This is a genomic window from Bacteroides sp. A1C1, assembly GCF_004328515.1.
Lineage (GTDB): Bacteria > Bacteroidota > Bacteroidia > Bacteroidales > Bacteroidaceae > Bacteroides > Bacteroides uniformis.
Genome location: NZ_CP036491.1, coordinates 1268998 through 1281489 on the forward strand (window position 1 = coordinate 1268998; position 12492 = coordinate 1281489).

General features: G+C 47.4%; 5 protein-coding genes and 1 pseudogene. All 6 read right to left on the reverse strand.

Features of this window, described 5'->3' with window-relative positions; translation table 11 throughout:
• Positions 1-7: 7 nt before the first annotated feature.
• The 6 genes and pseudogenes from EYA81_RS05410 to EYA81_RS05435 all read right to left on the reverse strand — a co-directional run bounded on the left by EYA81_RS05410 (position 8) and on the right by EYA81_RS05435 (position 12446).
• Positions 8-2503: a glutaminase domain-containing protein gene (locus EYA81_RS05410; protein ID WP_131225450.1), complete on the reverse strand. Its 2496-nt coding sequence runs from the start codon at positions 2501-2503 to the stop codon at positions 8-10.
• Between the two features lie 59 nt (positions 2504-2562).
• A pseudogene (locus tag EYA81_RS05415) lies at positions 2563-4743 on the reverse strand (hypothetical protein).
• Between the two features lie 118 nt (positions 4744-4861).
• On the reverse strand, positions 4862-5677 hold the full coding sequence (locus tag EYA81_RS05420; protein WP_098032188.1) for a DUF3823 domain-containing protein: 816 nt from the start codon (positions 5675-5677) through the stop codon (positions 4862-4864).
• Between the two features lie 28 nt (positions 5678-5705).
• A complete protein-coding gene (locus EYA81_RS05425) occupies positions 5706-7772 on the reverse strand; it encodes a RagB/SusD family nutrient uptake outer membrane protein (RefSeq protein WP_098032189.1) in 2067 nt (688 codons plus the stop codon).
• A 30-nt stretch (positions 7773-7802) separates the two neighbouring features.
• Positions 7803-10973 carry a TonB-dependent receptor gene (locus EYA81_RS05430; protein WP_131225451.1) on the reverse strand — a complete coding sequence of 1057 codons (3171 nt, stop codon included), beginning with the start codon at positions 10971-10973 and terminating at the stop codon, positions 7803-7805.
• Between the two features lie 18 nt (positions 10974-10991).
• On the reverse strand, positions 10992-12446 hold the full coding sequence (locus EYA81_RS05435; protein WP_131225452.1) for a glycoside hydrolase family 76 protein: 1455 nt from the start codon (positions 12444-12446) through the stop codon (positions 10992-10994).
• Positions 12447-12492 lie beyond the last annotated feature (46 nt).

Here is a 12492-nt window from a genome sequence, read left to right on the forward strand (position 1 = left end):
GATTTTGTCATTGTTTATTTCCAATCAGCTTGCCTTCAAGCATTTTCATGTAATATCCGCCTACTACCGAGCGGGCCTTGAAGCCACGCCAGTTGGGCTTGTCGGTAAACACCCAGTCGGACATAGGCACGCGGTCTATCGTTTCGTTCATGAACTTATGCAGGGGGACGATGAATTCACGGAAAGTGGCCAGGTCAGGAGCCATTGTAGCAGTCCACATGATCCAGTCGGTCTTGGTATAAGTCTCACGACTGTCCAGAGGCAAACCATAAATATTCTGCTTCGTCAGATAATAAGGTATCTCCATTTCTACAATTTTTGTGTCAAAGATGTCCAGTCCGAGCAATTTATCCCAGACAAGGTTGTACTTCTGGCTCCAGGTACCCGGCTTGTCAAAGGTCAGACGATAATGGTCACCGTCGTTGGCCATACGTTCCCACTCAGCCGCCATCTGACGGGCCTTCGTTGTATAGCTTTCGGCAACATCCTTCTTACCGAGCATTTCGGCCAACCGGCCATAAGAGGCCACCCCTAAAATTGCCTTGATGGAAAGATTCGTGTTATGGGCAAAGTGTCCGGCGAAGTCATCGGTACAGAGCTGGTTCTCAGGATCGAGTCCCTTTTCCACCAGATAGTCGGTCCAGGTGGTGAGCACTTCCCAATGTTTGGCCGCATAGCCGGCATCGCCCTCTACGGCAGCAATGGCAGCCGTAAGAATCAGCATGTTTCCACTCTCCTCAACCGGCATATCGCCTCCGTAAACCTGTCCGTTGGCAAGAGGATAGGTACCCAAATCATGGGCGGCGAAGGGCTTGGTCCATTTGCCGCTTTCACTATAATGGAAGATACCGTTCATCATGCCTTTCTCCAGTTCAGGATTATAGATCAGATAGAGGGGAGCCGAGGGGTAGGTCAGGTCCACCGTATTGATACAGCCGTTACTGTTGTTTTCCTTCGACAGCCACAAAAGGTCACCGTTGGGGGCTTCCACCAGCTTGTGGGCGGCAATGGACTGACGGTAGGCCAACGCGCAGAGTTCGGCATATTCCTTGCCGCCTACGGCAGAAGCATCCTCCATTAACTTTTTATCGAAGGCATAGCAGCGTGCCAGCAACTCGTCATACTCATTGTAGGCGGCCAGCATTTCCGACTCGATGGTACGGTCGCCTTTCGAGTTCCAGTAAGGACGCAAGTTTGTACCGAAGTATTGGATGGAATAGATGTCGTCATATCCCAGCATAATCTTGTCGGTAACCTTCCTCACTTTACCATAGTCACGCACCAAGGCCATATTCCCGTTGCTGTCCTCACCCGCAAGCGAAGCTGAATTAAAGGTGCCGTTCACGAAGTTCTTGCGCAGTTCGGTACTGTTGCCGATGCTGTATGCTGTGTTTTCTTTACCGGAAACCATGTAGAAATATCCCCAGTCAATGCGAAGGTCATCGCCCTGCTTAGCCAGGATATTCTGCTCTTTGCTTCCGCTCTTCAAGTAAAGCAGCCCGTCAGCTTCATATCCCTCGCTTGCAGATTGCTGGTAAGGCTGGTCGAGCGCCCAGCGCGGCGAGGCCTCAAAGTACACCTCCACATCGTGTTCCTTGCCGTCACGGGCAGCAACACTGTAAGTAAGGTAATTCACGGGGCGGCTCAACAGCTTCAGGTCTTCCATGAAAAGAGGTGCCGTGAAAGTGACTTTCAAGTCGACATCACCACAGGTAAAAGCGTAGTGTGTCTGCATGGGCTGCACGTCGGCAGAGGTCTGCACGGCTGTGTTGCCAAACACGGTTTCCTGATGTTTCGGAATCTGCAGGCCGAAGTCGAGCAGACCGTTGCCGACCGGATTGATACACTCGGCGGCAATGATGTTGTCTCCTTGTTTCAAAGCAGCCAAAGCCTCATCGGAAAGTTTCACGACTTTGTTCTTATTGCATGTGGTTCCCGTACTGTGTATCTTCACTCCGTTGATATAGAATACGGCATCATCATCATTGGAGAATTCCAGATAGACAGGTATGCCGGTCAAATCGCGGTCGATATTTACCGTACGGCGCACCCAAATATTGCGGGTCCCCCATTGGGTCTTAGCTGTAGGCTCATTTTCTTTGGTACCAAAGGCACCACGGTCCGACTTCCATCCGGAATCATTGTAATCGGCAGATGTCCAGTCGCCAGCGGGCTTGTCTGTGATATACCGTCCAGTCCAGTCCCCTTGCTGAGAGGTGGGCACGATTGCATTCATCTCCAATTCTTCAGTCCCCATAAAACGGTAGGAAACACCGTCTACCTTCACCACGCCAATCAGAGGGAAATCCTTACCCGTCCAATGGCGAACGGGGCTGTCATAAAGGTTATCGCTCATGGACCATGCACTGGCATAAGGGTCGATGGTAACAAGCGGGTAGGCTGGAGCTCTCAAGTCATTCTTGACGACTTCATAAGACGTATCCTTGTCACTGCACGCAAAAAGGCATGATGCCAACAAGGGGTATAAAAGCTTTTTTCTCATATCGTTTATATAATATAATTGTTTATGTTGTTAAATGCTAAAAAATAAAAGGTCTGAGATTACCAGCAAAACTTCACCGACACTCCGTCAGGATTATTCTCAAACTCTATCAAATAGGTATGACTTGCTGCATGCCAACGCTTGGTATCGAATACTTCTTTGCCATCGACTGTCACACTCTTAGGACAACTCGGCAACAGTACCCGCGATACGTTTGAAGTCTCGGCAGGACTTTTCGCCACATAGGAATACCAGCCTTTTCCGCGTTCTTCCTGTTCTTCGCGACTTGCCGAAGCCAGCACTTGAGGCTTCTTCTTACCGGCTACACGTTCTACATTCAGCAACAAGGCTTGCTCACCCGGATTTATCCGCTTGGAAGTGTATATCGGTAATTTGGGATCAAAAAGGTCAATCAAACATCCTTCCACAGTAAACGGCTCGTCGCTCACACTCTCTTCAAGCACAGCAGCCAAGTCGTAATCTCCCCTTTGCAGATAGAAGTTGTTTTTGAACTCCAGCTTTCCCGCTTTCGCGTTCTGCTCGTACATCCGGGCCGCAAGATACAAAAAATATTTGTCACCACCCTCATGCAGGACATAATCTTTAGGATCGGTACGAATAACACATACAGTTCACTTACCGTAACTATATTCTCCCTGATTCGGCCAGGCAGGAAGCCCCATCTGCTCAAAAAGATGTGCGGAAGGGGTAGCATAGTTATGCCCGTTGGTATTCCACCATTCCCTTACATTCTGGAAAGGGTCGTTGTCCGTTCCACTATAAATCAATACTCCCCCTTTCTTCACCCAATCGGCTATGTGGCTGTGCGCTTCAGGCTCAAGCGGTTTCATGTTCGCATAAGTCATCAACAACACTTTTGTGTCAGCCAGCGCTTCCTTATAGCCGAGGTTCTCAATGTGGACGGTCTTGACGGGTACCCCTCGTTTGAGCAAAGGCAACGCCTGACCGTAGAAATTCGCCAATTGTGGGTCTTCATATCCGTTGTGCGTAGGGAAACGCTGGAACATCAAGGAGTTTGCCATCAGTACGCTGAATCCTTTGCTTCCGGTCAGTTCTTTATCAGTCAGAGGCATACGGTTCAAGGCATTAATCATCACCTGCATCTGTGTGGAATAGAAACGGGGAATACGTTCTTTCTTGTCGCTATTGGCACTTGTCCGATATAGTCCTTCGTAGATACGTTCCGGCCAAGGCATCACTTCGTAATCGGCTATATTGGGATAGAGTAATTGTGCAGTAAAGGTAGCCTGATAGTTTTTCTTATAATCTGCCCAGTCACGCGGCCAGTCTTCGATAGGGTCGGTCAGAAAGAACATCTTGCGACCAGTAGGAGCAGTCATTGACTCCATAGAGCCATACTCCAGATAGGCAGTCTCGAACACACGCTCACGTTTGCGACCGTCAAAGAAATTCGGCTCACGCGAAGTTCCGGTCCACACCTGAGCAATGTAACCGTCCACACAAGGAAGTGAGGCAAGGCTTGCTTCTGGACTGACAATCTGCCATTGCGAATAGTTCACCAGCGAGTGGGTGGGAACGTAGCACTTCACGTCCATCCCTTTGCTTTTACCATATTCTTTGGCAAAGGTGAAAACTTCATTCAGTGCACGATAGTACAAGTAATACTTGAGTTTGCTCGACAAGTAAGTATTTTCCGGAGACTCGTGTTGCGGTCTCCACTCGAAGCCATAGTATTTTTTCCATTCCTTCTTAAAAGAATCACTGTAACCGGCTCTTGCCCAAAATTCAGGCTCTTCCATGAAGATGGCATCCACACCGGCGTCGATTACCCTCTTCACATGTCTCTCTTTCAGATAACTTAAAAAATTCTCCGACGGTACGATATAGGGCACCATGTGACCGTGCCATATCGTATCTCCGGTCTGTGTGACTTGTCCCTCATCCAAATGCCATTTCCCGTCCCATTGTCCGGTAAAATAGTCCTGATATTCACCCCAAGCAATACCGGTCATAAAGTGTATGATATATCCACGTTCTTTCCAGGACTTCACCCGTTCCTCAAAAGATAGTTTGCGTGATTTATCCGAAGGATTTCCCCCTACTCCATACACCATCACCGCATCGGCCCTATTGTCTATAGAAGGCTTCCACTCGCGTGAGGTTTGAAAAGTGGTTTTAACATTGTCCTTGGTCTGAGCATCTACAGAGATGCCTATTGCCAAGACAGCCAAACTTATCAAAAAATGTTTTTGCTTCATATTGGTTTCTTGTTTTTATGGTATTAATCATTGTCCTTACCACTATAATGGCAAAAGATTGCTCAACAGCCGAGGCTTTGGCACTATAGCAGCAAAGCCTCGGCTGTATGCCATCAAGCTACGGAATAAGTACTTCCACCGGCTCACTGTAGTTCCAACGGCGTGTGCCGCTACCTACAGGTGTGTCGTAGTTAATACGTGCGGCAGCGCGTACAAACACTTTGCGACCCGAAGGTATACTGCCGTTAGACTGGACAATAACTTCCTTACCCAGTAAATCTTCGAAACTCTTACCTTCATAGCTGATGCTGCTCGACCAACGCTCGTCGCGTGCCCGGTAGCCTACTGTGTTTGAGTAGCTGACGAAGAACTGGATGTCAGTTACATTCAAGTATTCGTCTTTCCAATTGCCCATCGGCTGGATTTTTTCACGGAAAACTTCATCCGACACACCGCGTGTCACGCGTACTTGTGCCTTGATGACCCCATTGCTCACCTGCGGATCACCTACAAACTCAACGTTCAGAAAGGGCTGTACTTCAAATTTCACTTTCGTCGTACCACTGATTTCAGTATTGACGGAACCATCATGGAGCAAGGTACCGTCTGTATTTTCACGCACTAATGGAATGAACGGGCCGTCGATACGGACATTATACTCACCTTTGAAGAGCTTCGTGTTCTGGAATGTACCGTCCATCATACAGTAAAAATCGGGATTATGTTGCACATTGTCACCCCAACTCAATTCGGTCAGACGGACACGGATACCCTCACTGCCCTGGTCGGTCAATACACGCTTACCAGTTGCCTCATCTACCACTTCGCCCCAAATTGTTTCTGCCGGTTCCTCATAGTTGTCTATTTCGAACATGCTGCATGAGGTTAACATGAACAAGGCGCTGAATAAGCTATAAAATATTGTCTTTTTCATACGTTTTAAGTTTTTTAATTATTGAATTTTATCGATTAGGCTGCTGGTCAATCACAGGACTCTTAGAAACCTCACCACCCGGAATCGAGAAATAATAGTCCACCGGAGTGTAACCGAAGTCCTTGTCACCGGCAGTCGTATAGTTGAAACAAACATCAAAGAACCACTTGCCGGTCGCCGTCGAATAGAACGGATAGATACCACGGAAACGATAACGAGTCGTGTTGCTGAAACGGTCCTTATTGCGTTGCTCACCCCAGAATCCATCGCGACCTTCATAGTGATTCACACGCCAGCGACGCAAGTCCCATTTGGTCTTATGTTCGAAGGCCAACTCCTTGCGACGTTCCTTGCGGACGATATCACGGCTGTCTGTTGTACCAGTCAACGAGGCAGTCAACAACCGGGCACCGGCACGCTCACGAATATCATTGATGGCTTTCGTTGCCACACTCAACATATCTGTACCATCAGGAGAAGAGACGCCCGCTAACGAAAGTTCCACAGCAGCCTCGGCTGCATTCAGCAGCACTTCGGCATAACGCATCAAAATAAAAGGTTGTGCACTATTGCCTTCCCGAGGAACAAATGCAGGATCAGGGTTCAACCATTTACGTGCCAGCAGACCGGTCATAGCACTTCCACCATCTTCATAGAAAGGACCGTTCTGGCCAGCAGCCTTCATCGTAGAGCCATCAGGCAGGGTTACAATTTCCTGCTGATCTTCAGGTTTCGGACTGAGATAAAGCGTTTTGGGCTTCTCTTTATAAGCACTCAGATGATTGTACTTGGTAGTGGCAGCACCATACGAATAGTCACTAAGAAGCGGTTTGACAGGCGCGGCCCCCGTATAAACACCGGCATAAATTTCAATTTCCTTACCCTTAAACACATCACCAGGGAAGATGACGTAAGCACGCAATCTAGGTTCAGCATTCTTGTAATAGTCCATGGGACTATCATACATAACGTAATTACCTTCGGTACAAGAATTGCCTGTCGTCACCTTCAGGGTACCGTCGGGATAACGGTCGAAACCATCAAACAACTCAACAAAGTCGGCTGTCGGGCAAACACCACAGTTCAGCGGAGCCTTAAAGGTGAGCGGTAAGTTGTAAGAATCGTAAGCATGAGTACTGGTGGGGTAAACGTACTCCTTCACATAGATGTTCTCAGGATTATTGCTAAGATCGGAGAACATATCCACCATATTTTGATATTGTGCTTCCGGATCATTAGCGGCCCATTTCTTCTTGTAAAGTGAGTATACACCGCTTTTAATCACCTCGGAAGCGGCTTTGTAGGCTTCAGTGAAATACTTCTTGGAAGCCTCTTGCCAGCGGTCCTCATCGAATCCGATCACGCGTACTCCCGTCTTGGTACCCAAACCGGTCAAACGTCCGGTTACCGTTTCATTATACTTAGCTACACTACCGGCATAGAGCATTGCTTCTGACTTGAAAGCCAATGCTACATACTTATTACTGTAACCACTCTTGGGGCTACTAGACATCATCAATTCAATGGCCTTGTCATAATCTGCCAAAACCTGGTTCCATGTTTCTTCCTCACTGGCACGGGGAACCTCCAAATTTCCGTCTCCAGGATACTGGATGACTTTTGTCACCAAAGGGATACCTCCAAAACGACGGGCCATGGCATAGAAAACTGTGGCACGCACATAATAGGCTTCGCCCAAGTAGTGGTTGTAAGTAATTTCTGCATAGGAACTCTGATATTTCGGCAGGTTCTCAAGCAGGAAGTTGGCATCGCGCAACAATTCAAAAGCCTTGCCCCAGTAAGCATTGTCTTCACCGGTAAACGCACAGCAAATACCGTCCCTGTTCATGGCTTCACCAGTACCGTCAATACCCATGGCATTCAACCAACCATTAAAGTTCACCCCCCATTGTGAGAGGTATTTAAAGTCTTCCCATGGCATATTGCTATACAAACGTGCCATATAGATGTCCATACCAGACTCATTGGAAAGCAACGACTCGGAAGTCACGATATTTTTGGGAGCAATATCCATATCGACACATGAAGTGGCAAGAGTCATGCACAACATCGCGGATATCAGTTTATGTCTCATATTTATTATTTTTTAGGTTTATATCATTAATTAGAAAGAAAGGGAAACTCCCAATGTATAGGTCTTGTTCAACGGATACATGCGTCCCAAATCATCATCGGGATGCTCAGGGTCTACAAATTTCACACCCGTAAATGTCAGCAGGTTGTAAGCATTGGCATAAATACGCAGACTGGCATTGGGAATCTGTTTCAATTTCGGGAATGTATAACCCAGCTCGATACTCTTCAGACGAAGGTAAGCGGTGCTTACACGATTGAAAGCTGAATTGTTTTTCGCCCAACGACCTGTGTAGGCGTAGTGACCGGAAGTCCAGACAGTAGAAGGGTCATAGGGATCGGCCTTCGGGTCTACGGGATGCCAGCGATCAAGAAACTGTGTCAATGCACCGCCACCGTTCTTACCCCAAATTTCATGCAAAGGCTCTTTGTACTCCATAGAGCCCAGCGCAGAGCCTTGCAACAGCATGTTGAAATCTAAGTTCTTCCATTGCAAGCCGGCATTTAAACTGAACTGCAACCATGGAGTCTGGTCAAAGGCAAACGGATGTTCGTCCTGACCGTTAATCTCACCGTCACCATTCCAGTCTTCATATTTGTAGTCACCCGGCAGAATGTCACGTTCCTTGTAGCCAGGATAGCTCCAAATATCATTCCAGCTGGTGTAGCGTCCGGCAGAAGTATAACCGAACTGTACTCCCTGATAACGGTTCGTCAAGTTGTCATTACGCCAACGGTCGTAGGAATTGGCCCAAGGACCTTTTTCCGAAGCAGTCAGGTATTTCTGACGGGTAACGGTAGCAATACCTTTCAGATTATAGGCCACTTGTCCAATCTTGTTGCGGTGGGTCAATTCCAATTCCATACCGAATTGGCGGTCACTGTCCAAATTTTCGCGCGGAGCAGAAGCACCTACCACCGTAGGCAAATCACCGGTACGGCGAGCGAAACGGCCAGTACGCAGACGATTAAAATAGTCGAACGAAACACCCAGCAGACCGTTCCAAGCTTCAAAATCGAAACCCACGTCGAATGTCTTCGACTTGAACCAAGTGATGTTCTCATTAGGTAATGCCATCGGGCTTGCTGCACTGATGAATTTGCCACCGAAGATATAGCCCGGTGAATAACCGTTATAGTCGCCATTAGACATGTTACCGCTGGTTGCAGGATAAGTGTACCCCATAGCCCAGTCATAATTCAAGTCACCATCATCACCCAGCACACCGTAGCTGGCACGCAGCTTCAGCTGATTGACAAACTTCAAAGCATCTATGCTTTTGAAGAAAGGTTCTTCGGATACTCTCCACCCAGCCGATACTGAAGGGAAGAAACCCCATTGATGCCCCTTGGCAAACTTGCTGGAACCGTCGTAACGAAACTGTGCTTCCAGCAGGTATCGGTCGGCAAACGAATAGTTGACACGACCTATCAAAGCTTCGTTAGCTTGTTCATACAAATCATTATTACCAGTCTGCATGGCGCCGATCTGTCCTTCAGTCACACCAGCCAGCAGGTAAGGCATAGAGAATGCCAGGTCGCGGACAGCGTAGAAGTTGTCACCGTTGCGCTTCTGTACCTCCCAACCGACAACACCACCCACATGGTGGACATCGTTAAAAGTGCGGTCGTAGTTCACTGTGAATTGTCCCAACATCTGTGATTTGTCATAGAACTCGCGACGCATGTTGCTGGGCGAACTTTCGTTATAAACCTTCTGATTGTAGGTACCGGTCTGCTCGTCATAAGCATACTGGTAGTACTCTTTGCGGAAAGCCTCGTTGTTGTCAGCACGATAATCGTAACTGAACATAGCTTTGGCAGTCAATCCCTTCAATACCGGTGTGTATTCACAGAAATCTACCGTCAAAGTAGCCGAGGACTGGAAATATTTCTGCTTGTACTTCTTGTAACCGGAAATATCGGCCGTCATCATAGCCACAGTATTCTGTTCCATGTCCAAACCGTTGTAGTTCAACATCGTCCCTTCAGGATCAGCGTATGCAGGATAAAGTACACCTTGGCGCCAATAGTTACGAATGATATCCTGTGCGCTGCTGTAAGGCGTATTGCGTTCGTCGGAGATGCCACTTACACCAAGTTCGAATTTTATACCTTTAGCAACTTCAGTTGAAATGTTGGAACGCAGGTTGAACTTATTATAATTCAAGTCTCCCGAACGGAAGATACCTTCCTGGTAAAAGTAGCCCATACTGATATAGAACTTCGTCTTCTCGTTGCCACCGGAAATGCTGATGTCGTGTTGTGTCTGTGGAGCCACATTAGAGATAATCAAGTCATTCCAGTCCGTCGTACGGCGCGTACCGTTACGGAATGCTTCAAAGCTCTCTTCGCTGAAGACCCATGAACCGCCATTGATGTTATTCATCGACATTTCGTTGAACAGCGTCATAGATTCATAAGGATCACACAGTTCAGGCATACGTGAAGGTTGTTGGAAAGTGTAGGAACCATTGTAAGAGAATTCCGTTTTTCCAGCTCCTCCTTTTTTGGTGGTCACCAATACTACACCATTGGCTGCACGTACACCGTAAATAGCGGCAGAAGCATCTTTCAACACAGAAATATCATCGATATCCATTGCATTCAAACGCTGGAATTCTTCCGTACTCCGAGGAATTCCATCGATGATAATCAATGGAGATCCCATACCTCGAATATCGAAACTGTTATTGAAAGTTCCGGGCTCAGAACTCTTCTGCCATACGCGCAAACCAGGAATACGTCCTGTCAGCATATTCTGCGGATTTTCGTTCTTGGTTTTTATCATATCCTGCCCTTTGACGGCAGAAACGGCACCCGTCACCGATCCGCGGCGTTGTGTTCCGTAACCTATCACCACTACTTCGTCTATCATCTTGGAGTCAGTCTGCATAATGATGTTGATAGTGGTACGTCCGTTCACTTTCTCTTCCTTGTCCTTCAATCCCACATAAGAGAAACTGAGAATACCATCTGCAGGAGTACTGATGGTGTAACGTCCGTCAATGTCGGTAATGACACCTATAGTGGTGCCCTTCACCATAACGGCAGCGCCAATGACAGGTTCATTGGTGTCATCCATAACTATTCCTGAAACGGAAATAGAGTTTTGTGCGAAAACACCTGCCGGAATCAGCATCAGAAGGAATGCCATTACCACGCAGGATAATCCTTGTCGCATCTTGCTAAAATTCTTCATAGTCCATTAATTTTAAAATTATTTCTTGCTCCATTCATAATTCGCCAACACTGCATATTCGGCGGCAAAAGCAAAAGTGAACATTCCTTCCACGTTGTTCTTGTTCTTTTCAGCTTTGTACCACCCCACCAGCAGATTGGTGGGAAGCATATGTTTGTATTGATAGTTTTCGTAGGCATAATCCAGATTATTCTGGAATGCCTCGATACAGCTTGCGGCAGCAGTGTGGGTTGAATAAGCATCCACATACCCACGCATCAGTACACCGTTGAACCAGTTGCAGAATCCGCTGACATCAAATGTATAACAGCCCGGTTTGGCAGCTTCAGGTTTGGCAAAGTAAGCAAAACTATTATCGGTCAATTCCGCCAAGTCCGTCTGATAAGTCGCATCGCTTGTAACTCTGAAAAGGTCGGCAGCACCGGAAAGCATCGTACCACTATTGTAAGTGATGGCCGGACCTACACGATCACGCAGTTTGGAACCAGTCCGGTAGCGTTCACCATCAATGGTAACATATTTTATGTCCGGTGAATCATAACCACCCATCATATCGTCGTACACCCCGTCTGGTCTCAGCAAATGTTTCTTCTGCCAATCGTAAACAGCTTTGGCAAAATTCAAGTAATAGTCAGATTTCTTCTCAGTGCGTAGCTTGCGACTGTTGTCGGCAGCCACGTAGCCATAGGTCACTTCGTCAGGTTTTCCTTTGTAAATTTCGTGCAGCCACACCAGAGGACTGACAATAGAGCCATTACTGCAAGAGTGCTTGGTGATATACCCCGGTCCCCATGTGATGCCTCCCAATGGACTACCTTGCTCATCAAGGGTGCAGTCCCAACCGTCAAGCACGTATTCAGTCAGGTATTCTGCCTTTTCCAGATAGCGCTGTTCACCAGTAATATGATAGGATTCCAACAGTTCACGCACCAGCCACATCTGGTCATCGTAAACATTGAGGGTACCTTCCACTTGTGCAGCTCCCTTGCCGTTGCCGCGGTTTACGCCGTATACCGTCCACTGTTTGGTCTGCGTATAAGAGGTCAGCGTAAAAGTACCTGCATAAAACTCCAGATTGTCATAAAGTTGAGCTAAAAGTTCCTTGTAGCGGTTAAAGTGAGAGTCATAAAGAACCGTCTCTCCCTTTGTCTTCCCGGTCTTCATGGCTTTCATCGCAGCATTCACGGCCTCAATGGAGCTAGTGTACATCCACACACTGCCCAACTCACTGGAACGGTTTCCGGTATAAGGGTTATAATAACGTGACATAGCCATGCCCGTACCCGTAAAATAGCACTCTACAGCATTGTCAATCAGCTCTATGGCACGTGCCACATTCTGCACCGGCAGATTGCCTGGAACATACGTACCTCCGTTGTCCGGCTTTTCATCAACAGCAGAATCATTACTGCAAGCCACTAACGTCAATAAGAGCAAAGTCAATAAAGTAAATAAATTTTTCATTATATTCATACAATTAGTTTCTTCAGTCCCCGTCTCTCCCCTCACAAGATGCAAA

Coding starts and splice junctions, on each gene's coding strand:
- EYA81_RS05410 (WP_131225450.1), bottom strand. CDS start 2,503: ATGAGAAAAAAGCTTTTATACCCCTTGTTGGCATCATGCCTTTTTGCG.
- EYA81_RS05420 (WP_098032188.1), bottom strand. CDS start 5,677: ATGAAAAAGACAATATTTTATAGCTTATTCAGCGCCTTGTTCATGTTA.
- EYA81_RS05425 (WP_098032189.1), bottom strand. CDS start 7,772: ATGAGACATAAACTGATATCCGCGATGTTGTGCATGACTCTTGCCACT.
- EYA81_RS05430 (WP_131225451.1), bottom strand. CDS start 10,973: ATGAAGAATTTTAGCAAGATGCGACAAGGATTATCCTGCGTGGTAATG.
- EYA81_RS05435 (WP_131225452.1), bottom strand. CDS start 12,446: ATGAATATAATGAAAAATTTATTTACTTTATTGACTTTGCTCTTATTG.